Source organism: Demequina sp. NBRC 110054 (assembly GCF_002090115.1).
GTDB lineage: Bacteria > Actinomycetota > Actinomycetes > Actinomycetales > Demequinaceae > Demequina.
The window spans coordinates 181,156-204,721 of the sequence record NZ_BBRK01000004.1 but is presented as its reverse complement, the minus strand read 5'-3'; the positions used below and the strand labels follow the sequence as shown (position 1 = coordinate 204,721).

General features: G+C 70.9%; 22 protein-coding genes. 13 read left to right on the top strand and 9 right to left on the bottom strand.

All coding sequences use genetic code 11. The features are described 5' to 3' along the window. Nucleotides 1-24 precede the first annotated feature (24 nt). Nucleotides 25-915, top strand: coding sequence for an N-acetylglucosamine-6-phosphate deacetylase (gene nagA / locus B7K23_RS00910; protein WP_084124320.1), 891 nt, complete (start codon nt 25-27; stop codon nt 913-915). 185 nt (nt 916-1,100) lie between these two features. Here nagA and purU read toward each other — a convergent pair whose 3' ends face one another. Next, complete coding sequence (gene purU, locus B7K23_RS00905; RefSeq protein WP_084124318.1) at nt 1,101-1,961, bottom strand: formyltetrahydrofolate deformylase; 861 nt, start codon at nt 1,959-1,961, stop codon at nt 1,101-1,103. Between the two features lie 87 nt (nt 1,962-2,048). Here purU and B7K23_RS00900 point away from each other — a divergent pair, with 87 nt between their 5' ends. From B7K23_RS00900 to B7K23_RS00880, 5 genes are all read left to right on the top strand, one after another. Continuing rightward, nucleotides 2,049-2,561 (top strand): GNAT family N-acetyltransferase, encoded by a 513-nt coding sequence (locus B7K23_RS00900; protein ID WP_084124316.1) that lies wholly within the window; start codon nt 2,049-2,051, stop codon nt 2,559-2,561. Then, nucleotides 2,561-3,436, top strand: coding sequence for a hypothetical protein (locus B7K23_RS00895; protein WP_200809748.1), 876 nt, complete (start codon nt 2,561-2,563; stop codon nt 3,434-3,436). The genes B7K23_RS00900 and B7K23_RS00895 overlap by 1 nt, the downstream gene beginning before the upstream one ends. Before the next feature lie 156 nt (nt 3,437-3,592). Then, nucleotides 3,593-4,888: a serine hydroxymethyltransferase gene (gene glyA / locus B7K23_RS00890; RefSeq protein WP_084124314.1), complete on the top strand. Its 1,296-nt coding sequence runs from the start codon at nt 3,593-3,595 to the stop codon at nt 4,886-4,888. Beyond that, entirely contained in the window at nt 4,888-5,784 is an 897-nt protein-coding gene (locus B7K23_RS00885; protein ID WP_084124312.1) for a bifunctional methylenetetrahydrofolate dehydrogenase/methenyltetrahydrofolate cyclohydrolase, read from the top strand. Before glyA ends, B7K23_RS00885 begins: the two co-directional genes overlap by 1 nt. 116 nt (nt 5,785-5,900) lie before the next feature. Beyond that, nucleotides 5,901-6,701: an exodeoxyribonuclease III gene (locus B7K23_RS00880; RefSeq protein WP_234996355.1), complete on the top strand. Its 801-nt coding sequence runs from the start codon at nt 5,901-5,903 to the stop codon at nt 6,699-6,701. Nucleotides 6,702-6,730: 29 nt separating this feature from the next. Here B7K23_RS00880 and B7K23_RS00875 read toward each other — a convergent pair whose 3' ends face one another. Next, nucleotides 6,731-7,954: a galactokinase family protein gene (locus B7K23_RS00875; protein ID WP_159451254.1), complete on the bottom strand. Its 1,224-nt coding sequence runs from the start codon at nt 7,952-7,954 to the stop codon at nt 6,731-6,733. Nucleotides 7,955-8,037: 83 nt separating this feature from the next. On the opposite strand from B7K23_RS00875, the gene B7K23_RS00870 reads away from it, so the two are divergent. Next, entirely contained in the window at nt 8,038-8,586 is a 549-nt protein-coding gene (locus B7K23_RS00870; protein ID WP_084124306.1) for a hypothetical protein, read from the top strand. Nucleotides 8,587-8,677: 91 nt separating this feature from the next. Continuing rightward, nucleotides 8,678-9,229 (top strand): hypothetical protein, encoded by a 552-nt coding sequence (locus tag B7K23_RS00865; protein ID WP_084124304.1) that lies wholly within the window; start codon nt 8,678-8,680, stop codon nt 9,227-9,229. A gap of 41 nt (nt 9,230-9,270) precedes the next feature. Here B7K23_RS00865 and B7K23_RS00860 read toward each other — a convergent pair whose 3' ends face one another. Beyond that, the gene (locus B7K23_RS00860; RefSeq protein ID WP_084124301.1) at nt 9,271-10,398 is read right to left on the bottom strand and encodes an Mrp/NBP35 family ATP-binding protein; all 1,128 of its coding nucleotides are present in this window, start codon (nt 10,396-10,398) and stop codon (nt 9,271-9,273) included. Nucleotides 10,399-10,614: 216 nt separating this feature from the next. On the opposite strand from B7K23_RS00860, the gene B7K23_RS00855 reads away from it, so the two are divergent. Both B7K23_RS00855 and B7K23_RS00850 read left to right on the top strand, forming a co-directional pair. Continuing rightward, complete coding sequence (locus B7K23_RS00855) at nt 10,615-11,124, top strand: hypothetical protein (protein ID WP_084124299.1); 510 nt, start codon at nt 10,615-10,617, stop codon at nt 11,122-11,124. A gap of 24 nt (nt 11,125-11,148) precedes the next feature. Further along, the gene (locus B7K23_RS00850; protein ID WP_084124297.1) at nt 11,149-12,693 is read left to right on the top strand and encodes a flotillin family protein; all 1,545 of its coding nucleotides are present in this window, start codon (nt 11,149-11,151) and stop codon (nt 12,691-12,693) included. A 137-nt stretch (nt 12,694-12,830) separates the two neighbouring features. On the opposite strand, the gene B7K23_RS00845 is transcribed toward B7K23_RS00850, so the two are convergent. From B7K23_RS00845 to B7K23_RS00835, 3 genes are all read right to left on the bottom strand, one after another. After that, entirely contained in the window at nt 12,831-13,364 is a 534-nt protein-coding gene (locus B7K23_RS00845) for a DUF1003 domain-containing protein (RefSeq protein WP_084124295.1), read from the bottom strand. Further along, the gene (locus tag B7K23_RS00840) at nt 13,357-14,640 is read right to left on the bottom strand and encodes a magnesium transporter MgtE N-terminal domain-containing protein (RefSeq protein WP_084124293.1); all 1,284 of its coding nucleotides are present in this window, start codon (nt 14,638-14,640) and stop codon (nt 13,357-13,359) included. The genes B7K23_RS00845 and B7K23_RS00840 overlap by 8 nt, the downstream gene beginning before the upstream one ends. A 62-nt stretch (nt 14,641-14,702) precedes the next feature. Next, on the bottom strand, nt 14,703-16,139 hold the full coding sequence (locus B7K23_RS00835; RefSeq protein ID WP_159451253.1) for an aminotransferase class V-fold PLP-dependent enzyme: 1,437 nt from the start codon (nt 16,137-16,139) through the stop codon (nt 14,703-14,705). Between the two features lie 97 nt (nt 16,140-16,236). Here B7K23_RS00835 and B7K23_RS00830 point away from each other — a divergent pair, with 97 nt between their 5' ends. The 3 genes from B7K23_RS00830 (at nt 16,237) to B7K23_RS00820 (ending at nt 19,653) form a co-directional block, all read left to right on the top strand. After that, a complete protein-coding gene (locus B7K23_RS00830) occupies nt 16,237-17,637 on the top strand; it encodes a PLP-dependent aminotransferase family protein (RefSeq protein WP_159451252.1) in 1,401 nt (466 codons plus the stop codon). 194 nt (nt 17,638-17,831) lie between these two features. Further along, nucleotides 17,832-18,701 carry a DUF3800 domain-containing protein gene (locus tag B7K23_RS00825; RefSeq protein ID WP_084124290.1) on the top strand — a complete coding sequence of 290 codons (870 nt, stop codon included), beginning with the start codon at nt 17,832-17,834 and terminating at the stop codon, nt 18,699-18,701. 100 nt (nt 18,702-18,801) lie between these two features. Then, nucleotides 18,802-19,653, top strand: coding sequence for a Sir2 family NAD-dependent protein deacetylase (locus B7K23_RS00820; protein ID WP_375730881.1), 852 nt, complete (start codon nt 18,802-18,804; stop codon nt 19,651-19,653). Nucleotides 19,654-19,659: 6 nt separating this feature from the next. On the opposite strand, the gene B7K23_RS00815 is transcribed toward B7K23_RS00820, so the two are convergent. From B7K23_RS00815 to B7K23_RS00805, 3 genes are all read right to left on the bottom strand, one after another. Beyond that, entirely contained in the window at nt 19,660-20,652 is a 993-nt protein-coding gene (locus B7K23_RS00815; RefSeq protein WP_084124286.1) for an LLM class flavin-dependent oxidoreductase, read from the bottom strand. Nucleotides 20,653-20,770: 118 nt separating this feature from the next. Further along, nucleotides 20,771-22,102: a hypothetical protein gene (locus B7K23_RS00810; protein WP_084124284.1), complete on the bottom strand. Its 1,332-nt coding sequence runs from the start codon at nt 22,100-22,102 to the stop codon at nt 20,771-20,773. A 91-nt stretch (nt 22,103-22,193) separates the two neighbouring features. After that, the gene (locus tag B7K23_RS00805; RefSeq protein WP_084124282.1) at nt 22,194-23,561 is read right to left on the bottom strand and encodes an aminopeptidase P family protein; all 1,368 of its coding nucleotides are present in this window, start codon (nt 23,559-23,561) and stop codon (nt 22,194-22,196) included. Nucleotides 23,562-23,566: the final 5 nt, after the last annotated feature.

The following is a 23,566-nucleotide window of genomic DNA, read 5'->3' as shown; positions in this document are numbered from 1 at the left end:
TCTACGATCGCTGAAGGGACACACATGCGACTGATCGACATCCACAGCCACGGCGGCGGCGGGCACGCGTTCGGCGAGTCCGTCGAGGGAACTCTTGCCGCCCTCAAGGCGCACCAGGCGACGGGCACCTCCCAGATGGTGGCCTCGCTCGTGACCGAGCCGCTCGACGCGATGGTCGAGCGAGTCGCCGTGGTCCGCGAGGCGATGGCGCAGGACCCCGATCTGCTGGGCATCCACCTCGAGGGGCCGTTCCTCGCGCCGTCGCGCAAGGGCGCGCATCCGCCGCACGCGCTGATCGAACCGACGCCAGACGCGGTGTCGCGGCTGCTCGACGCGGCCGAGGGGACGATCCGTCAGATCACCATGGCCCCCGAGCTTCCGGGCGCGCTCGCGGCGATCGAGCGATTCGCTTCGGAAGATGTGGTGGTCGCCGTGGGTCACACCGAGTGCACGGCCGCGCAGGCGAAGGCCGCCTTCGACGCAGGCGCCCGGCTGATCACCCACGCGTACAACGCGATGCCGCCGATCTCCGGGCGTGCGCCGGGCCCGCTCGGCGCCGCGCTCGCCGACGAGCGCGTCTTCATCGAGGTGATCGCGGATGGCTTCCACGTCGCGCCCGAGTCGATCGCGCTGCTGTTCGCCGCGGCGCCCGGGCGCGTCGTCCTGATGACCGACGCCATGGCGGCCGCAGCATCGTCCGAGGGCACCTACATGCTCGGCGAGCTCGAGGTCACCGTGGCCGACGGGAAGGCGCTGCTCACGGGCACCGACACGCTCGCGGGCTCGACGCTCGTGCTCTCGCACGCCCTCGAGGTCTGCGAGCAGATGGGCCTCCCGCGCGAGGCGGTCGTCGAGGCGGCCACCGTCACCCCGTTGCGCGCGCTCGAGGCGTGCGGCTGGAGCGCCCCGGCCTGATCCCGGCCCCAGCATCGTCCATTCTCGCCATGCACTCCGCACGGATCTGAGGCCGACACCCCGTCGACACGCCGACACGAGCGGCGACACGCCGGCGTGTCGCGCGCGATTCCGTGCGGAGTGCATGGATGCAGGGCGCTGACGACGCCCAGGACGGGCGGCAGGGACGATGCCCCGGCTGGGTCCTACTTGAAGACGATGGTCCGGTGGCCGTCCAGCAGGACGCGGTGCTCCGCGTGCCAGCGGACTGCGCGGGCGAGCGCGCGGCGCTCCACGTCGGCGCCCGTCGCCGTGAGGGACTCGGGCGTGTACGAGTGGTCCACGCGCTCGATGTCCTGCTCGATGATCGGGCCCTCGTCGAGGTCCGCGGTGACGTAGTGCGCGGTCGCGCCGATCAGCTTGACGCCGCGGTCGTGCGCCTGGAAGTAGGGGCGGGCGCCCTTGAAGCTCGGCAGGAACGAGTGGTGGATGTTGATCGCGCGTCCCTTGAGGGCGGCGCACATCTCCGGCGACAGGATCTGCATGTAGCGAGCGAGCACCACGAGCTCGGCGTCGAGCTCGTCCACGAGGCTCAGGACGGCCGCCTCGGCCTCGGGCTTGGTGTCCGCGGTGACGGGGATGTGGTGGAACGGTTTGCCGTAGAACTCGGCGAGAGACTGCAGCGTCGGGTGGTTGCCCACGACGGCGACGATGTCCACGGGGAGCGTGCCCGCGCGCTCGCGCACGAGCAGGTCGTTCACGCAGTGCGAGGCTTTCGAGACCATGACGATCGTCCGCATCCGGCGACCCGCGACGTCCAGGCGCCACGTCATCTCGAAGCGCTCGCCGAGCACCGCGAACTCCGCGCGCAGGTCGTCCTGGACGGCGGGGACCTCGAACTCGACGCGCATGAAGAACAGGCCGGTGTCGGCGTCCCCGAACTGCTGCGACTCGGTGATGTTGCCGCCGTGCGAAGCGAGCACTCCCGAGACCGCGTGGACGATGCCGGGGCGGTCGGGGCAGGACAGGCTCAGCACGTAGCGGTTCATCTCGAGGGCGTCACTCATGCTCCCAGCGTAGTGAACCTGGGTGCCGCCTCCGAACCGGGACTCCCGGGGTGGTGGCGGGGCCTTGTGACCTGTCACCATAGGGCTATGAGCGAGGATGCAGAGGTCAGGATCGACCAGGTCGACGCGGGCCACGCCGGCGAGGTGCTCACGTTGCGCCGCGCGGCGTTCGTCGTGGAGGCGCAGCTGTACAACGACGCGCACATCCCGGCGCTGACCCAGACCCTCGAGGAGCTCATCGAGGACATGGAGTCGGGCTCGACCGTGACGCTCGGCGCGTGGATCGGCCCGCGCATGGTCGGCACGATCCGCGTCGGCATCGAGGGCACCAAGGCGACCATCGGCCGGCTCGCGGTGGCCCCCGACCTCCAGGGCCAGGGAATCGGCGCGCAGCTCGTGTTCGCGGTGCTCGGATACCTCCCGGAGAACACGTCCGAGGTGTGGGCCTTCACCGGTCAGAACTCCAAGCACAACATCGCGCTGTACAACAAGGCCGGCTACGAGCACCAGTTCGACCAGGTGTCGGGCGACCTCACGTACGCCTACCTGCGCAAGATCCTCGAGTCCGGCGCGATCGTGGATGACTCCGCCGTGGACTGATGTCCTGGTACGAGGAGGTCTTCGTCGACACGGGGCGGGCACCCGCCCTGTGGCTGATGATCGCCTTCGTGCTCACGTTCGCGCTCACCCGCTGGGTCACGCGACGCATCCGCGCCGGCGAGCTCGAGGCGGCGAACGCCCCGCGCACGGACGATGCGACGGCCGGGGACGACGCGCAAGGTGGCCTGATCTCCAACATCCACCTGGGCGGGGTCCACGTCCACCATCAGGTCTGGGGCATCGTCCTGGTGCTCGTGACGGGGCTGATCGAGTTCCGGTACTCGCCCGAGTCGCCGTGGGTGGAGATCCTCGCGGCGCTGTTCGGCGCGGGGGCCGCGCTCGCGCTCGACGAGTTCGCGCTGTGGCTGCATCTCGAGGACGTCTACTGGTCCGCTGAGGGGCGCAAGTCGATCGACGCGGTGATGGTCGCCGCCGTGATCGGCGCCGCGATGCTCATGCAGGTCAACGTCTTCGGCCTCGAGGAGCAGACGACGGAGTCGGCGTGGGCCGTCGCGATCGTCCTCGCCTTCCACTTCGCGTGGGTCATGGTCGCGGTCCTCAAGGGCAAGCTCAAGGTCGGGCTCGTCGGCATCGTCGTGCCGTTCGTCGCGCTCGTCGCCGCGATCCGCCTGGCCAAGCCCACGTCGTTCTGGGCGCGTCGCCGCTACGACGAGAAGAAGATGGCACGCGCCCGCCACCGGTTCTCCGACCAGTATCAGCGGCGGTGGGACCGGATCCGGGACAGCATCGGGGGCGAGCACGGGACGCGGCTCCAGCATGCGCTGGACCGCATCGTCCAGGACGAGATCCAGAAGGCCACCGTGGACGAGGCCCCGCCGGAGACCATGCCACGTGGACCCTCGGCGGCCCCGTGACGTAGGGGCAAGCCGTTGCTAAACTGACCACCGTCGTGACTGGCGCAGTGGGTCACCACGAGGGAGCGACACGTTTCTCAGACTGATGGTCGTACGCCTGGGCCAAGGTCACCGGACAATCCCGGCGGCCCCCGGCCGCCTTCAGAGAGGAAAGCCATGAGCACCGACTCCAGCGCCACCGCAGCGGTGATGAACGCCACGCTGCAGGACTTCGACCCCGAGATCGCCCAGGTCCTCGACCGCGAGCTCGGCCGCCAGCAGACCTACCTCGAGATGATCGCGTCGGAGAACTTCGTTCCCCGCTCGGTCCTCCAGGCCCAGGGCTCCGTGCTGACGAACAAGTACGCCGAGGGCTACCCCGGTCGCCGCTACTACGGCGGCTGCGAGGAGGTCGACGTCGCGGAGAACATCGCGATCGACCGCGCCAAGAGCCTCTTCGGCGCCGAGTACGCGAACGTGCAGCCCCACTCGGGCGCGACGGCCAACGCGGCCGTCCTCCACGCGCTCGCGAAGCCGGGCGACCGCATCATGGGCCTCTCGCTCGCGCACGGCGGTCACCTGACCCACGGCATGAAGCTCAACTTCTCCGGCAAGCTCTACGAGGTCTCCGCATACGGCGTGGACGACGCGACGCACCTCGTGGACATGGACAAGGTGCGCGAGCAGGCGCTCGCCGACCGTCCCGACGTCATCATCGCCGGCTGGTCCGCCTACCCCCGTCACCTCGACTTCGCCGCATTCCGCGCGATCGCCGACGAGGTCGGCGCGAAGTTGTGGACCGACATGGCGCACTTCGCGGGTCTGGTCGCGTCCGGCCTGCACCCGAGCCCGGTGCCGCACTCCGACGTGGTCTCCACGACCATCCACAAGACCATCGGCGGTCCCCGCTCGGGCATGATCCTGTCGCGCGACATCGAGGCCTACGGCAAGAAGCTCAACTCCGCGGTGTTCCCCGGCCAGCAGGGTGGACCGCTCATGCACGTCGTCGCCGCGAAGGCCGTGGCCCTCAAGGCCGCCGCGGGCGCCGAGTTCAAGGAGCGCAACGAGCGTGTGCTCGAGGGCGCGCGCATCCTCGCCGAGCGTCTCGTCGCGCCGGACGCCATCGAGGCCGGCGTCAACGTCGTCTCGGGCGGCACGGACGTTCACCTCGTGCTGGTCGACCTGCGCAACTCGCCCATGAACGGCCAGGAGGCCGAGGACCTGCTGCACTCGGTCGGGATCACCGTCAACCGCAACGCGGTGCCGAACGACCCCCGCCCGCCGATGGTCACCTCGGGTCTGCGCATCGGTACGCCTGCGCTCGCGAGCCGCGGCTTCGGCGCCGAGGAGTTCACCGAGGTCGCCGAGGTCGTCGCGACCGCGCTCAAGGGCGGCGCCGATGTCGAGGCGCTGCGTGCGCGCGTCGCGAAGCTCGCGGCCGACTTCCCGCTCTACGAGGGCCTCCAGCAGTAATGGCGGCGGAGACTGCGCCGCAGCGGCTCGACGGCAAGTCCACCGCTGCGGCGATCAAGTCCGAGCTCGCGGACCGCGTCGCGGTGCTCGCCTCCCACGGCGTCAAGCCCGGCCTCGGTACGCTGCTCGTCGGCGACGACCCGGGCTCGACCTGGTACGTCAACGGCAAGCACGCGGACTGTGCCGAGGTGGGCATCGCGTCGATCCGGGAGGACCTTCCCGGCGACGCGAGCCAGGCGGACATCGAGGCCGCAGTGGACCGCCTCAACGCGGACCCGGCGTGCACGGGCTTCATCGTGCAGCTGCCGCTCCCGAAGGGCGTGGACACGAACGCGATCCTCGAGCGAATCGACGCGGACAAGGACGCCGACGGGCTGCACCCGACCAACCTCGGTCGCCTGGTGCTGCGCGTGGCCGAGGACGTGACGTCGTCCCTGCCGTGCACGCCCAAGGGCATCATCGAGCTGCTCGAGCGCCACGGGATCTCCTTGAACGGCAAGGAGGTCGTCGTCATCGGCCGCGGCACCACGGTCGGCCGCTCCATCGGACTGCTGCTGACCCGTAAGGCCGTGAACGCGACCGTGACGCTGTGCCACACCGGGACGAAGGATCTGGCCGCCCACACCCGTCGCGCCGACGTGATCGTCGCCGCCGCGGGCGTGCCCGGCATCGTCTCGGGCGACATGGTCAAGGACGGCGTCGTGCTCGTCGACGTCGGCGTCAGCCGCGTGACGGACCCCGAGACCGGCAAGAGCCGCGTCGCGGGCGACATCTCGGCCGACGCCGTCGCCAGGTCCGCCTGGTACTCGCCCAACCCGGGAGGGGTGGGCCCGATGACGCGCGCGATGCTGCTCGCGAACGTCGTCGAGACCGCGGAGCGCGCGGCCCTCGGCTGACGTTCACCCGAGAGGGACGATGCGGCGGCGGACTTCGCCGCAACACGACCACGAGGCCCCGCTCGCCTGGCGCGAGCGGGGCCTCGCCGTCAGTGATGGCAGGTACCCTCGTGGCCATGAGAATCGCTTCCGTCAACGTCAACGGCGTCCGCGCCGCCGCGCGCAAGGGCATGCACGAGTGGCTCGACCCGTCGGGCTGCGACGTGGTCTGCCTCCAGGAGGTGCGCGCGCCTCTCGAGACGACCGCCGAGCTCGTGGGCGAGGGCTGGCACGTGGTTGAGGACCCGTGCCTCATCAAGGGCCGCGCCGGAGTCGCGATCCTCAGCCGCGAGCCGCTCACCGACGTTCTGGTCGGCGCCGACGCGCTCGGCGACGGCATGGACGAGCCCGTGCACACCGGCCGCTGGATCGAGGGCACCGCCGCCTCTCCGGCCGGGCCGGTGCGCGTCGTGTCCGTCTACATGCACTCGGGCACCGTCGGCACGCCGAAGATGGACCAGAAGTACGCGATGCTCGACGCCATGACCGCGCGTCTCGAGACCCTGCTCGCCGAGCACGAGCGCGTCGTCGTCATGGGCGACATCAACATCGCCCACTCCGAGAACGACATCAAGAACTGGAAGGGCAACCTCAAGTCAGCGGGCTTCCTTCCCGAGGAGCGGGCCTACCTGGACCGCTGGTTCGAGGCCGGATGGGTCGACGTCCACCGCACGCTCGAGGGTCCCAAGCCCGGCCCCTACACGTGGTGGTCGCAGCGCGGTCAGGCCTTCGACAACGACGCCGGCTGGCGGATCGACTACCAGCTCGCCTCGCGCGTCCTCGCCGACGCCGCTACCGACGTGCACGTGGCGCGCCAGGCCTCGTGGGACGCGCGCTGGACGGATCACGCGCCTCTCGTCGTCGACTACGCGCTGTAGGGCTTCCCCTCGGGGCTCGGCGCGGCGGGTCAGACCCAGAGGAAGCGCGGCTCGGAGCGGCCCGCGTCCGCGAACGCCTGGGCGACATGCTGCGCCGCGAGTCGCGCCTGCGCCTTGCGTACGAGCGCGACGACCGCGCCGCCGTAGCCGGCGCCGCTCACGCGCGCGCCGAGAGCGCCGGCCTTGAACGCCGCCTCGACCGCGTAGTCGAGCGTCGGGTCCGAGGCCTCGTAATCGAGCTCGAGGGACGCGTGCGAGCGGTAGATCGCCTTGCCGATCGCCACGAATCGCTCGTGGGCGGGACCGGTGCCGCTGAGCTCGTCGACGACGAGCCGCACGCGCTCGATCTCCGCGGTGACGTGGCGCGCGCGGCGGCGCAGCACCGGATCGGAGACACCCTCGACCCTGCGCGCGGCGAGGGGGGCGTCGGCGACCTCGCGCAGCGTCTGCGAGCCGAGCGCGGCCGCGGCAGCGGCGACCTCGGCGCGCCGGGTGCGGAACAGCTGCTGCACGTCGCCGCGCGGCACGCCGGTGTCGATGACCAGCAGTCCGAGCCCGTAGTCGCGGAAGTACATGGGGTACGGCTGTGCGCCCGTCGGGTGCTGGGCGAAGTCGAGCAGCAGCGCGTGCTCGTGGTCGCAGCGCAGGATCGTGTGCGGGTCGAGCGCGCCGCACAGCGTGCCTACCGCGAGGTTCTCCGCGTCGAGGCATGCGTCCGCGAGCTCGGCGTGGCCCTCGTCGCCGTCGAGCGCGAGTCGCCAGAGGTCGTTCGCCGCAAGCGCGGTCGCGGCGAGGATCGAGGCGGACGAGCCCAGGCCGGCTCGCGAGGGCAGGCAGGAGACGTACGCGAGGTCCATGCCGGGGCCGTCGTAGCCGCGCTCCTGCATCGCCCACAGGAGTCCGATGACGTACTGTGGCCAGCCCTTCACCTCGCGCGGATCGTCGTCGAGCGTGCCCTCCCACATCGCACCGGGGCCCTCGAGCGACCCGCCCTGATCGGAGACGACTCGCACTCGCCGGTCCTCCCGGGGGGACGCGGCGACGTACACCGCGTGCGGCGTGACGGTCGGGAGTGCGAGGCCCTCGGAGTAATCGGTGTGCTCCCCGATGACGGTTACGCGGCCGGGGGCCCTCCACGTGGAGGGCTGCTCGGCGCCGAACGTCTCTCTCAGCAGGGCTGATGCGCGCTTCGACCCTTCCGCGGGCGTCCACGCCTCGACCCAGGTGGGGGCGGAGTCGGCTGCGACGTTCACCCTGCCCATCATGCCAGCGATACCCGCGTCCATCCAGGCGTGAGAGCATGAGTTATCAGGCTTTCTGATCGAACGGAGCAGTCATGTCAGCCGCATCTGATCCTGTCCAGTCGGGCGAGGCGAGTGTCGAGACGGACGAGAACCCGACCGTTCCCCCGGGCGCGCCGCGGTCGATCCTGGACCGGTGGCGACAGAACCGCATGGGCGCCTTGGCGGCCGGCCTCATCGTCGCCGTGGCCGTCGGGCTGCTGCTGTCCGTGCTCGTGCCGAGCGATCCGAACCTGCTGGCCTACGTGCTGCTCGGCCTCCTGGTCACCGCCGCGGTCGGCGCGACGGTCAGGTACCTCAGCCCCGAGCGGGGTCTCCTCGACCAGGCGGCCGCATTCGTCGCGGCCGCTCTCGGTGTGCACCTCATGATCGTGACCGGGGCCGTGAACTCGGCCGGATCCGGGCTGCTGGAGGATGTGCTCGGGGTCTCCGGGCCCGGTTTCGACGATGCGCTCATGGCCGCGCTCGGGCTTCCGATGGTGTCCACGGGCGTGCTGCTGAGCGGCGTCGTGGCCGCGATCATCGTCGGCTGGGGCCCGCGGGAGCTCGACGAGCCCCGCCCGTCCCGACCCGCGGGGTACTAGGCAGGCGGGACGGGGAGTCGCGACTAATCCCGCTAGTCGAAATTCCACCCGGTGGCGTTGGCGCAGTCGTGCCGCGCCCTAGGGTGATGCCATGATCGCCTCCTGGTCGCGCCGATGGGTCGGTATCGACACGCGCGCCCAGGCGTCCGCGATAGCTCCCGCATGGCGAAGCGCGGCGCGCTGGTTCGTTCTGATGGCGCTCGGGTGCCTCGTGGTGTTGGGCATCGGTCTCGACGATGGTCGGGGAAAGTTGTACGTACAAGGCCTGTTGCTGGGCTTCCTTGGCTTCCCCTTGCTCACGGGGTTTGCCATCAGCTTCGCGGCACGATCCCGAGTCGTCTCAGGGCGAGCGCCTCAGGTTCTCGTCTACCTTGGGAATCGATTCGTAGTGTTTCTGCAATGGGTGTTCGTCGTGCCGCGCGTGCACGTCCTACGCACTGACGGGCCACATGCAGTTTCCGTTGAGCGCCCGCTCGCGGTCGGCGAGCCCCACTGGACGATACGACTCGGGGAGAAGGCGCGCCTGCGCGGAACCATCGGCAGTGACGCCGTATCCGCCGAAGAGAGACGCAACTTCGATGCCGATATTGAGCGGATCAACGATTGGCTAAGACCGGGAGTCGAAGCCGAGATCGCTCCGTAGGAATCGGAACTGCCGCGAAGCCGGCCTGAGTCGGCCCGCTTCTAGCGCGAGACGGGCGTGACGCCGAGCGAGCGACCGGCGAGGCCGCGTCGTCGGCTTGCGAGCCTGGTCGCCACGCCGCGCAGCGCGACGGCGGCGGGGGAGTCGGGGTCGGAGATCACGATCGGCGTGCCGTCGTCGCCCGCCTGGCGCGCGGCGATGTCGAGGGGGATCTGACCCAGGACCGGCACGTCGGTGCCGAGCGTGGCCGACAGGTTGGAGGCCACGCGTTCGCCGCCGCCCTCGCCGAAGACGTGCAGGCGCGTGCCGTCCGGCTGGTCGAGCCACGCCATGTTCTCGATCACGCCGACGACGGACTGCGAAGTCTGCGTCGCGATCGACCCTGCACGCTCCGCGACCTCGGCCGCGGCCGACTGGGGCGTGGTCACGACGACGATCTCCGCGTGCGGCAGGAACTGCGCGATGGAGATCGCGATGTCGCCGGTCCCGGGCGGGAGGTCCAGGAGGAGGACGTCGAGGTCCCCCCAGAAGACGTCCGCGAGGAACTGCTCGATCGCTCGGTGCAGCATCGGTCCGCGCCACACTACCGGCTGGCCCGCAGGCACGAACATGCCGATGCTGACGGCCTTCACCTCGTGCGCGATCGGGGGCAGCAGCATGTCGTCCAGGCGCGTGGGCTGGCCCTCGACGCCGAGCATGCCTGGGATTGAGAAGCCGAAGATGTCGGCGTCGAGCACGCCCACCTTGAGCCCGTCGGCGGCCATCGCCGCGGCGAGGTTGGCGGTGACGGTCGACTTGCCGACGCCGCCCTTGCCCGACGCGATGGCGTAGACGCGAGTCATCGATCCGGGCTCGTTGAACGGGATGACGGGCTCCGGCTTGCCGCCGCGCAGCTGCGTCTTAAGGCTGTCGCGCTGCTCCTCGGACATGACGCCGAGCTCGACGCGCACGTCGGTGACGCCCTCGACCGAGCGCGCCGCGGTCTCGACGTCCTCGGTGATGCGGCCCTTCATGGGGCAGCCGGCGACCGTGAGGTCGATGCCGATCACGGCGAGGCCCGCATCGTCCAGGTCGATCGATCTGACCATGCCGATCTCGGTGATCGGGCGGCGGATCTCTGGGTCGATGACCTTCGACAGGGCGGTTTCGAGCGCGGGGACTGCAGACATGGCCTCCATCGTAGGCGTTGTGCAGGGGTCCAGGTCGCGGCCGCAGGGCCCCTCCTCCCCGGGAAGGATCGCGCCTGATGAGGGCGTCATCCCGGGGGCCGATCGACGCGCGAGGAAATCATCCCCGGGGCCGTATCGGGGTGATTCGGCACTCGGGTACTTTTCTTTCAGGCGGAGGGCACGGGGCTCCTCCGGTGGGGGAAAGTGAGGGGCGACATGGTCACCACCTATCTCGTCATCGGCTTCGTGGGGCTCGCGATCGCGCTGCTGTCGCTGATCATCGGCGACCTGTTCGACGTGGCGCTCGACTTCGTGCCCGACGGTGCGCTGTCATCCACGTCGATCGCGGGCACGCTCGCGGGTTTCGGATTCCTGGGGGCCGCGGCACTCGGGCTGTGGCCCGACGCGGCCGCCTGGGTCTCGATCGTGATCGGCGCCGTCGGCGCCGTGCTCGGCTGGGGCCTCGCCTGGACGACGGTGCACGTCGCGAGGCGTCAGGAGCAGCCCGCCGGTGCCGCGAGCCTCGACCAGCTCGTCGGCTCCACTGCGGTCGTGGTCGAGGCGCCGCGCGAGGCCGGCATGGCAGGCACGGTCGCCGTCACCTTCCTGGGTTCGGGCAAGCGCATGCACTTCCGCGCCCAGGAGGACTTCCGCGAGGGCGACAAGGTCGTCATCGACGCGGTCATCTCCACCACCCAGGTCACCATCTCCCGGCTCACCGACTGAGCCGGTCACACAGAAAGGCAGCTCATGCCAAGCATCACACTCATCGCGATCGTGGGGGGCGTCGTCGCGGCGCTGGCGGTCGTGGGTGCCATCGTGTCCCGCTACAAGGTCTCCGACCCTGACGAGGCGCTGATCATCTCGGGCTCCAAGTCCAAGGAGGCCGACGGCGGCTCGGTCCCGTCTCGCGTGGTCCTCGGGGGAGGCGGCGTCTTCGTCTGGCCGTTCGTCCAGAAGTCCACGTCGATGTCGCTCGAGACCCGTCAGATCGCGTGGACGGTGCGCGAGTCGCCGTCCAGCCAGAACATCCTCGTGAACCTCGAGGGCGTCGCCAACGTCAAGGTCGGCGGCGACGAGCGCGCCGTCCGCGATGCCGCTGAGCGCTTCAACGTGAACCCGAAGAACATCGAGGACTTCGTCACGCAGAACATCGAGGGTGACATGCGCGCGATCGTCGGCACCATGACGGTCGAGGAGATCAACTCCGACCGCGAGACGCTCAAGGACCGCGTGCTGCGCGTCACAGGCGAGGCCTGTGCCGAGTGGGGCCTCGTGCTCGAGGGTCTCAACATCCAGTCGGTGACGACGCCGTCCGGCTACATCAACGACCTGGGCCGTATCGAGGCCGCAGCTGTGCGACGCAACGCCGAGATCGCCGAGGCGAACACCCAGCGCGAGTCCGAGGAGGCGAAGGCGAAGGCCCAGCAGGCCATCGCGGACGCCAACCGCGAGCTCACGCTCCGTGTGGCCGAGATCAAGCAGGACACCGACACGGCCGAGGCCAAGGCGAACTCGGCGGGACCGATCGCGGCGGCCGAGCAGCAGGTGCTCGTGTTCGAGCAGGAGCGCATCGCGGAGCAGAAGCGCGCCGAGGTGACCGAGATGCGGCTCGCGTCCGAGGTCAGCAAGCCCGCCGATGCCCGTGCGTACGCCACGCGCGTCGAGGCGGACGCGATGGCGGCCGCGAGGGTCGCGAAGGCCGAGGCGGATGCCAAGGCCGAGCGCCTCGAGGGTGAGTCCGAGGCGGCGGCGAACCAGGCCCGCGGTAACGCGGACGCCGCGGTCGCGCAGCGTCGCGGTGAGGCGGACGCCGCCGTCACCAAGGCGCGCGGTCTGGCCGAGGCTGAGGCGGAGGCCGCCAAGGGTGACGCCGACGGTTCGGCGATCAAGGCCCGTGGTGAGGCGGAGGCCGGTGTCATCAAGGCGCGTGGTCTGGCCGAGGCGGCCGGCGTCGACGCCAAGAAGCAGGCCTACGAGAACTACCCGCAGGCCGGCCTCATCGACCTCACGCTCGAGGGCCTGCCCTCGGTGGTCAGGGAGTCTGCGAAGCCGATCGGCGACATCGACTCGCTCACCGTCGTCTCGACGGACGGCGCGAGCAAGGTCACGCAGATGAGCACCGATGCGCTGTCCCAGGGCATCGCGACCATCAAGGCGCTCACCGGCGTCGACCTCGCCGACGTGCTTCAGAAGGTCGCGGCAGGAGCCGGGACCTCGGAGGACGAGGTGCCGATGGGCGACTTCGGTGCCGCCCGTGCCGCCCTGGCGAAGGCCGAGGGCGACAAGAAGTAGCCGTATCCAGGCCCGGAGGGGCCGTCCGCGGGGGACCGGAGCGATCCGGTGCGGGCGGCCCCTCCGTCATGCCCGGGACGATGCGGTGGCCGGGACGATGCAGGGGGAGGGGTCGATGCGCGGGCCGCGGCCCGCGCTCAGCGCCGCTTCTTGCGGGGCCTGTCCTCGTCGCCGGCGTCGTCCTCGTCCTCCTCGCGCAGCTCCTCCAGGAGTGCGCGCAGCTCGGAGCGGACGAAGTCGCGCGTCGCGGTCTCGTTGATCGCCTGGCGCAGGGCCGCGACCTCGCGGGCCAGGAACTCGGTGTCGGCGAGCGAGCGCTCGGCGCGCTGGCGGTCCTGCTCGGCGGCCACGCGGTCGCGGTCGTCCTGCCGGTTCTGCGCGAGCAGGATCAGGGGCGCGGCATACGAGGCCTGAAGCGACAGCATGAGCGTCAGCAGCGTGTAGCCGAACTCCGCGGAGTCGAAGCGGAGATCCTCGGGACCCCAGGTGTTCCACCCGAGCCATGCCGCGCAGAACACCGTGAGGTAGAAGATGAAGCGGGGCGTTCCGAGGAACCGCGCGATGCCCTCGGAGATCTGGCCCGCACGATCGGGGCTCGACGACGGGCGGGACTTCCGCCAGAACAGCCCCCGCTCGTCGCCCTTGGGCTTGTCGAGGCGGAAGTCAGCCATGGGCGGCCTCCGTGTCCTCGTCGTCGTCGAGGTGGTCGCGCCAGTCGCTCGGGAGCAGGTGGTCGAGCACGTCGTCGATCGAGACGGCGCCGAGGAGCCGCTTCTCGGAGCTCACCACGGGCAGCGCGAGGATGTCGTACGCGGCCATGCGCCGCGCCACCTCGGGCAGTCGGTCGTACGGGTCGAGGGGCGCGATCGCAGGGTCCACGTAGGTGCCGATCGCATCGTGTGGCGGCTCGCGCAGAAGGCGCTGGATGTGCACCAGGCCGATGAAGCGTCCCGTCGGCGTCTCGTTCGGCGGGCGCACCACGAACACCATCGAGGCGAGCGCGGGCGGGAGCTCCTGGCGGCGCACCGCGGCGAGGCACGCCGCGACGCTCGTCTCCGGGCCCACGATGACCGGCTCGGTGGTCATGAGGCCACCGGCGGTGTCGTCCTCGTAGCCCAGCAGCTGCTCGACGTTCTTGGCGTCCTCGGGCTCCATGAGCTCGAGCAGCGCCGCGGCCTGGGTCTCGGGAAGGTCGCCGAGGAGGTCGGCCGCGTCGTCGGGCTCCATCGCCTCGAGGACGTCCGCGGCGCGCTCGGAGCGCAGCGTCGAGAGGAGCGTGATCTGGTCCTCCTCGGGCATCTCCTCGAAGACGTCCGCGAGCCGCTCGTCGTCGAGCGCCGCGGCGATCTCGGCGGCGCGCGCGGGCGACATCTCCATGAGGGCCGCGGCGAGGTCGGCGGGCTTGTGGTCCTCGAACGACTCGATGACGAGCGCCGCGCCCTGGTTCTTGTCCTTCGTCGACAGCCCCGTCACCTGGTCGACGTCCACCACGAGGGCCTCGCCCCGGCGCGAGATGCCGAGAACGCCCTTGCGGCGCTCGGCGCGGCGCACGTAGAGCTTCGTCACGTGCCAGGTGCGCGTGCGGTCGGGCTCGATTGCGAGGTCCTCGATCAGCGCGGTGCCGCCGTCGGACTTGAGGCGCACGCTGCGCTCGAACAGCTCGGCGAGCGCGAGGGTCTCCGCCTGCCGCGCCTGGAAGCGGCGCAGGTTGATGACGCCGGTGCAGATGACCTGGCCGGGGGAGATCGAGGTGACGCGGGTCAGCGGCATGAACACGCGACGGCGACCCGGGACCTCGACCACCAGGCCCACCGCGGTGGGAGCACCGCCGCTGCGGCGCACGAGCAGCACGACGTCGCGGACGCGACCCACGGCGTCGCCCAACGGGTCGAACACGGTGGTGCCGGCCAGTCTCGCGACGTAGACGCGCTCGGACCCGTTGCTCATGGTCCTACAGTAGCCGCGCGACGGGCGCGCGAGGGTGCTTCCCGCCGCCCGTCGCGTCGGCCCTAGGCGTGCCGGACCGCGCTCCAGGCCCGCAGGATGGCCTGCGCGGAGGCCTCGACATCGTCCCTGGTGGTGGCCGCATCGGAGACCGACAGCCGCATCGCGTGAATGCCATGCCATGTGGTCGACCCGGCCCACATGGTGCCGTCCTCCTGCACGCGTGAGAGGACCGTGGCGGTCGTCGACGCGTCCGGCTCGGCGCCGGGCTCGACCCCGAAGGCGACCAGCGCCTGGTTGAGGACCACGGGGGCGAGCAGGCGGACCCCCTCCGCCTCAAGCAGCGTCGCGAAGTGCCGTGCGAGGTCGCATGGGTCGTCGACGAGTGTGGCGATCCCGTCCCGTCCTCGCGCGGACAGCGCGGCCCACGCCTCCACGCCGCGAGCGCGTTGGGACATCTGGATCCCCTGGCGCATCGGGGCGCGCCCCTCGTCGCTCGGGAGGTAGGCCCCGTCCGAGCTCATCGCGCGCTGCAGCGCCTCCCGGTCGCGGACGATCGTGAGCGCGCTGTCGTACGGAACGTTGAGCCACTTGTGGGCGTCGACGGCCCACGAGTCGGCGCGCTCGACGCCCGCGACCAGCCCCTTTCGCCGAGGGGAGGCCGCGGCCCACAGGCCGAAGGCGCCGTCGACGTGGACCCACGCGCCGCTCGCGCCTACGCGCGCCATGATCGCGTCGAACGGGTCCGAGGCGCCCGTGTTGACGTTGCCTGCCTGCAGCACGACGAGCGTGCGATCGTCGAGGTCGGCAGGGAAGGCCTCGGCGTCGATCGCGCCGGTCGCGTCGGTCGGGACCACCTCGAAGGAGTCGGAACCGAAGCCCGCGAGTCGCAGCGCCTTGAGCGCCGAGGAGTGTGCCTCGGCTCCGACGACGATCCGCAGCCCCGGCGCGCCGGCCAGGCCTTGTGTCGCGACATCCCAGCCTGAGCGGCGCAGCAGCGCGTCGCGCGCGGTGAGAAGCGCCGTGAGGTTCGCGATCGTCGCTCCCGCGCAGAAGCTGGCCGTGGCGTTCTGGGGCAGGCCGAGCAGGTCGACGATCCAGTCGGCAGCCACCTCGTCGAGCGCGGCGGCCGCGGGCGACATCACGGGTAGCGCGGCGTTCTGATCCCAGGCGCCCGCGAGGACGGCCGCCCCGGAGGCGGCGGGCTCGACGCCTCCGTTCACGAAGCCGAAGTAGCGGCCCTGGTGCTGCACGACCGTCGCGGGAGATCCGACGGTGTCGAGCTCCCGGAGGACCTCCATCGGAGTCCGCGAGTCGTCCTGCAGCGGCCTGCGGAAGGAGTCGAGTGCGGCCACCGCGTCAGCGTGGGGGAACACCCTGCGCAGGCGCGCGCCTGCCACGTAGGTGCCGGCCCGGCGGGCCGACTCGGTGAGCATGGCGATGCGCTCGCGGTTCCTGGCGAGCGACGTCGGGTGCGTGGCGATGCGGTCGAGGGTGTCCATGGGTACGAGCGTGACGCGACTGGCACTTGATCGAAAGAGCCAGAAGGCTTCCGTGTGGCACTTGATGCGTGGTGCCAATATCCGGCACGATGGCTCCATGCTCACCGCCGCCCAACAGCTGACCGCCGTGCTCGATCACTGGCAGTCGGGTCGCGGCCCGCTGTACCAGCAGCTGGCCGACGCGATCGTCGCCCTCGCCGAGTCCGGCTCGCTCGAGCACGGCACGCGCCTGCCCTCGGAGCGCGCGCTCGCGACCGAGCTCCACCTGTCCCGCAACACGGTGACGGCGGCATATCAGCAGCTGCGCGAGTCGGGCTGGCTCGAGGTCAAGCCCGGCGCCGCCCCGCGTCTGGGCTCGCTGTCGCGCGGCGTCATGGCGCTGTCCGCCCAGGACCGCTTCAGCAAGATCCTCACCGGCCGGTACGAGCCGCTCGTGGCCTTCAACACCGCCTCGCCGCCGCCCGCGCCGATCGTCACGGACGCGCTGTCGGACCTGCCGGCCTTCATCGGCGGCAGTCCCGCGGTCGGAAACGGCTACGCGGCGCTCGGCGACCGCGACCTCGTGCTCGCCGTGACCGATCACCTGCGCGTGCAGGGCGTCCCCGCGCGTCCCGACGAGGTCGTGATCACGTCGGGCGCGCAGCAGGCCGTGTGGCTCGTCGTGACGATGCTCGGCGGCCCCGCGAAGCCCGTCGCACTCGAGTCGATCACCTATCCGGGTGTGTTCGATGCCGTCCACGCCGCGGGCACCCGCCCCCTCGCCCTGCCGATGCGGGACGAGGGCCTCGATGCGACCGCGGCGGCGAAGCTGCTGCGCGCGAGCCGCCCCGACCTCGCGTACCTCACCACGTTCCACAACCCGACCGGCACCGCGATGAGCGACGAGTCCGCCCTCGAGGTCCTCCACGCGGCGGAGGCGGTCGGCACCACCGTGATCGACGACCGCACGATCGGCGACCTCGCGCTCGACGGCCGGCCTCGCCGCCCGCTCGCCTCGTACGGGTCCGGCGCCTCCGTCATCACCGTCGGCGGGATGTCCAAGGTGTTCTGGGGTGGTCTGCGCATCGGCTGGCTTCACACCAACGCCACGCTTGCGGCGCAGCTCCGCCACCGTCGTGCCGCGATGGACCTCGGCTCCCCGGCGATGTTCCAGCGGATCGCGGCGCGCCTGCTCAAGGAGCACTACGAGGAGACCCTCGAGTGGCGGATCGGCGAGCTGAGGGCCTCCCTCGACGCGACCCGCGGCGCGGTCGCGGAGCACGGGCTCGACTGGTCGTGGCAGGAGCCCGACGGCGGGCCGTCGCTGTGGGTCGAGCTCGGAGAGGGCAGCGCCGATCGCTTCGCCGAGAGGTCCGATGCGGCGGGCGCCCCCGTCGCGCCCGGCTCGGCCTTCGAGGTGATCCCGGGGGCCGCCGCCGGTCACTTCCGGCTGCCGTTCTACCTTCCGCCGGAGCAGATGCGGCTGGGCATCAAGATGCTCGCCGAGCGCGCGGCCTGACGCGCGCCGACGCGCTTCGATGTGCGCGTGCCCGGACGCTTTCTGACACGTCGCTTTCGGTTACCTCGGCGCGTCGGGGCCTACACGCCGTGTTCGCGATCCACGACGTGTCAGAAGGTGTCCGCATCGGGCGAAGCCCAGCCCTCGCATCGTCCCTGGTGGACTCCTAGGCTGGAGACGACCAGGAGGCGACGATGCTGCTGTTCTACATCGACGAATGCGGTGACACGGCGGCGCGCGCGCCGCGCCATTCCTCGCACGGCACCCCGAGCGACCTGTTCGTGCTCGCCGCGGTGGGCATCCACGACTCGTCGCGCGAGGTGCTCGCGCGGGAGCTGATCGGGATCAAGCGGCGGTACTTCCCGGCGAGCGTCGGGGCCGAGGACTGGGGACGCTCGGAGATCAAGGGAAGGTTCCTCACCCACTCGGCGCGCCTGCACGGGCATGAGCGCGTGCGGTTCCTGCCCGAGGGGTGGCGTGAGGCCGACGATCCCGTGGTCATGGATCGGATGCTCATCGACCTGGCGCAGGTGTTCGCGAAGTTCAAGCCGCTCATCTTCACCGCCGTCATCGACAAGGTGGCGCTGCGCCAGTCCGGCGAGGACATCGACCCCCTCGCCGTCGCGTACACGCGCCTGTACGAGCGGGTCGCGCTCGTCCTCGATCAGGTGAACAAGGGCGAGGGAGCGCTCTTCGTCGCCGATCAGCAGGACGAGCACGAGGCCTACTTCAAGTCGGGCGCGATGTACGCGGCCCGCGCCGAGCTCGAGAAGAAGGAGCGGAACCGGCCCCGGTTCGAGCCGGTGCTCGACAAGCCGCTGTGGATCGACTCGCACTACAGCACGCTCGATCGCGAGATCATCCAGCTCGCGGACATCGTGGCCTACTCGGTCAACGAGTGGTACGGCCGCGGCGAGCCACCTACGGAGCGCCAGTACCTGTGGCGCGCGATCGCCCCGTGCTTCGCGGCGCACTGGAAGGCGCAGAAGTCGCATGGCTCGGGGATCATGGTCTACCCCGAGCTCGAGGTGTACCCACGGATCGAGCCGCTTCCGCTGCCCTGAGTGCCGCGTGCGTCCAGGGTGGCGCTGGCCATGCGACCATCGGAGGACCGGCGCGACACTCTGGGGCGTTGCCGGCGAGACGAGGGAGAAGCGCGTGGCGATCGAGGGCCTCGAGTGCGAGGAGCGGACCGAGCCCGTCGCGCGTGCGGTCGCGGCGCTCGCAGGGCGCTCGATCAGCGTGCTCACCGGTGCGGGCCTGTCGACGGACTCAGGGATTCCCGACTATCGCGGACCGCAATCGCGCCGCCGCACCCCCATGACCGCTCAGGACTTCGTGGGCGATGAGGACAAGCGGCGTCGCTACTGGGTCGGTTCGCACCTGGGCTGGAAGACCTTCGCGGGCACGCGCCCCAATGCCGGGCACGCGGCGCTCGCGGCCCTCGAGCGGGTAGGCGTGGTGAATGGCCTCGTGACGCAGAACGTGGACGGTCTCCATCTGCGCGCTGGCTCGCGCCGGGTCGTCGAGCTGCACGGCGATATGCGCGGGGTCACGTGCCTCGACTGCGGTGCGCGGACCTCCCGCGAGGAGGTCGCCGCACGCATCGCTCAGGACAACCCTGTCCTGGCCGTCCCGGAGGCGATCGAGCTCGGCCCCGACGGGGACGTGCTGCCCAGCACCTGGGACGGCGTGAAGGTGCCCGCGTGCACGGTATGCGGCGGGGTGCTCAAGCCCGACGTGGTGTTCTTCGGAGAGCTCGTCCCTCGGGAGCGGACTCAGGAGGCCGAGCGGATCGTGGACGAGTCCGGCGCGCTGCTTGTCGCCGGGTCGTCCCTCGCGGTCAACTCGGGAGTGCGTCTCGTGGAGCGCGCCTCCCGACGCGGCATGCCGATCGTCATCATCAATCGCGGTCCCACCAAGGGGGACCGGCGCGCGGACGTCAAGATTGACGCCGGCACGAGCGAGACGCTCGCGTCCCTTGCGGCTGCCCTGGCGCCGACCCCGTCGGTCTGATCTCTCCTACGCCGTCGAGACGGCCGCGCCCGTGAGCCTCACCGACTCCACGCGCGCGTCGGCGTCGAGCGCCGCATGCACCGTGATGATCTCGTCGGCGCGGGCCTCCTCGGCGAAGGCCTCGAGCGCGCCTCGCACCTCCTCGGGGGTGCCCGCGGCCGAGCGGGACATCATCGCCGCGATCTGCTGGCCCTGCGCCGAGCGCAGGAAGTCCTCGATCTCGGAGTCCGTGTACGCGGGGGCGGCCGGGCCGCGCTTGACCAGGCGACGCACGCGCTCGCGGCGGGCGGCGGCGAACATCTCGCGCGCCTCGTCGCCGTCGGACGCGGCGATCACGTTGAAGCCTGCGATCACGTACGGCTCAGGGTGGTCCTCCGACGGCCGGTACGAGTCGCGGTAGACCGACACCGCCTGATGCAGCGCTTGAGGCGCGAAGTGCGAGGCGAACGCGTAGGGCAGACCGAGGGCTGCAGCGAGGTGCGCGCCGAACAGCGACGAGCCGAGGATGTACAGCGGCACGCGCGTTCCCGCGCCGGGCGTGGCGCGGATCCCATCCTGGCGCTGCTCGCCGGCGAGCAGGCCTCGCAACTCCTCGACATCGTCGGAGAAGCGGTCCGCGGCGGCGGGATCGGAGCGCAGTGCCCGGTAGATGGCGCGGTCGCCGCCCGGCGCGCGGCCGAGTCCCAGGTCGATGCGCCCCGGGTGCAGCTCGGCGAGCGTGCCGAACTGCTCGGCGACGGTCAGCGGCGAGTGGTGGGGGAGCATCACCCCGCCCGAGCCCAGCCGGATCGTCTTCGTGTGCGCCGCGACGTGCGCCACGAGCACGGCCGGGGCCGATGACGCGATCGAGTCCATTCCGTGATGCTCCGCATACCAGACGCGCGCGTAGCAGGTCTCCTCGGCGGCGCGTGCCAGCTCGACGGAGTGAGCGAGCGAGTCGCGCGCCGTCCCGTGGGGCGGGATGGCGGCCAGGTCGAGCAGGGACAGCTTCACGGGCATGGGTGGCCTCTCGGTCGGGGATCCGAGGAGGCAACGTTTCGCGGGGTGCGAATAGTCCCGGGACGATGCGGCGCGGTTGGGGAGGCCTCCTGGTCCGGGAAGACGCGGTCCGGCGTGCTCAGTCCCGCGGTGCCCTGATCCTCAAGGTCACCAGGTGGATGGCCGCGGCGAGCACGAAGGCCCCGGCGAACAGGCCGAGCGCGACCCACGGGCTGTTCATGAGCGTCGGGTCGAGCAGCATGACCGCGGCGAGGACGAGCATCGTCACGCCCGCGAACAGCTTGAGCAGCTCTCCGTGCCTGTCCTGGAACTTGGTCGCGCGCATCGTGACGATCGCAATTGCGAAGACCGCGAGCTCGTCGAGCAGGAACGGGATCATGTACGCGACGAACAGCCCGACGGTCTCGATCGGCCCCACGTCGTTGGCCTGCAGCAGCCCGGTCCACAGCAGTGGGAAGCCGGCGGTGCACGGCGTCTCGAGCAGGCTCACCCCGACCGCGAGGACGATCGTCGCGCCGAGGGCCGGCAGCAGCGCCTCGTGAGACGCGGCCGCGCGCATCCGCTTGTAGATCCCCGGCTTCGCCGAGTCGGAGATCGTGAACGACAGCCCCTGCTTGAAGGCGAAGTAGTCCTTGACGCTCACGATGCCGAAGATGCCCGCCACGAGGGCCACGAGCACCTGGATCCACCCCATCCAGCCCACGACCGTGAGCACCGAGTAGAAGGCGGCCATGTACAGCGCGTACATGAGCGCGGTCACCGCGAGGAAGGTGCTGCCGATCGCGATCACGCGGCGCCTGCTGCCGGTGCGCAGGACGATCGCGAGCAGCACCGAGATCACCCACAGCGAGCACGGGTTGACGCCGTCGACGAAGCCGATGATGAGCGTGGAGACGAGGAGGCTCTGCTCGTCGAGGTCCACCTCTCCCGCAAGGGGGACGTCGATGACGTTGTCCCCGCTCGCGGAAGCGTCGGGGTCGTCGACCAGCGCGCCGCCGTCGTCGAGCGCGGGCGCGAGCGCTGCGGCGAGGGTGTCCTCCATCGGATCCGACCAGCCGGCCCACGTCTCATCGCCGATGATCGTGAGCGGCACTCCCGTGATCTCGATCCCGTACGCCGCGGCGGTGTCGATCATGAGCGCCTGGTTGTCTGCGTCGTACCAGACCTCGTACTTCTGGACGACGATCTCGGGGTGGGCGGCCTGGTACTCCGCGAGCCATTCCTTCTCGGCGGCGCAGTGGGGGCAGCCGTCGCCCCAGAACAGCACGAGGTCGGCGTCGGCGGGCAGCCCGGCCTCCTGGGCCGCCTCCGTTCCTCCGGTGAGTCCCGCGTCGTCCGCGAGCGCGGGCGACGGCACGAACGCCAGGAGGAGGAGCGTGAGCGCCAATGTCGCAAGCCACCGCGCAGTCGTCGTGGGTCGGCGCGGAGTGGTGTGCTGCAGGTGGGACATGAGGCTCCTGGTGAGGTGAGGGGCTGGTCGGACCCCGCCTCCCATTGTTTTAGACAGGTGCACAGAAGGCTGGGACCGTGGTCCCTTGGCGTCAGCGCGCGAGCCGCGCCATCCAGGCCTCGATCGCGTCGGGCTCGCGGGGGAGGGCCGCCGAGAGGTTCTCGTAGCCGTCCTCGGTGATGAGCACGTCGTCCTCGATGCGGATACCGATGCCGCGCAGCTCCGCGGGGACAGTGAGGTCGTCGGCCTTGAAGTACAGGCCGGGCTCGATCGTGAAGACCATGCCGGGTTCGAGGACGCCCTCCATGTAGTGCTCGCGGCTCGCGAGCCCGCAGTCGTGGACGTCGATGCCAAGGTGGTGCGAGGTCGAGTGGACCATCCAGCGGCGGAACAGCTTGGCCTCGGGGTCCTCGTGGTCGGGCACGATCCCCTTCTCGGTGAGCCGCCTCTCAATGACCTCCATGGCCGCCTCGTGGACGTCGAGGAAGCGCGCGCCCGGCCTGGCGACCGCGAAGCCCGCGTCGGCGGCCTCGAGCACGATCTCGTACATCTCGCGCTGCACGGGGGAGAAGGTGCCGTCGATCGGCAGGGTGCGAGTGACGTCTGCGGTGTAGAGGCTCTCCATCTCGACGCCGGCGTCGAGCAGCAGGAGGTCGCCGCGGCGCACCTGGCCGTCGTTGCGGATCCAGTGCAGCGTCGTGGCGTGCGGGCCCGAGGCGGCGATCGTCTCGTAGCCGACCCCGTTGCCCTCCTCGCGCGCGAGCCCGTCGAAGGTGGCCTCGATGACCCGCTCGCCGCGCTTGTGCTCGGTCGCGCGGGGCAGCTCGGGCACGACCCGCTCGAAGCCGGCGATCGTCGCGTTCACGGCGTCGCGCAGCTGCTGGACCTCGTACTCGTCCTTGACGAACTTCATCTCTGCGAGCGCCACGGCGACCTTGTTCTTGGGGTGCTTCGCGACCTTGATGTCGGTGGGCAGGTCCGCGAGGTCCGCGGTCGCGATGCCCGTCATCGCCTGAAACTCGGCGAGGCCGGGCCGGCGGCCGATCCAGAACTCGCCCGAGCGCGGGTCGGAGTAGAAGCCCTCGTCCCCGGCGACGGCGGGCGGGATGAGGTACAGCGTCGCGTCGTGCCCCGCGTCGGTCGGCTCCATCACGAGGACGGCGCCGGGCTCGTGGTCAGCGCCGAGGCCCGTGAGGTAGGCGAAGTCGGAGGTGGGGCGGAAGCGGTAGTCGGTGTCGTTCGAGCGCACCTTGAGGTCTCCCGCGGGCACGACCATGCGCTTGCCCGGGAACATCTCGCTCAGGCGCGCGCGGCGCTCGGCCGCGTAGGGAGCGGCGGCGATCAGCGTCGTCGCGTCCGTCTCCGGCTCCGCCCAGCCGCCCGCGAGGAACTCCTTGAACGCCGCCGAGTTGGGGCGTCCCGTGCGTGCCTTGTTGAGGTCATCCTTGTCGTCAGTCATGGAGC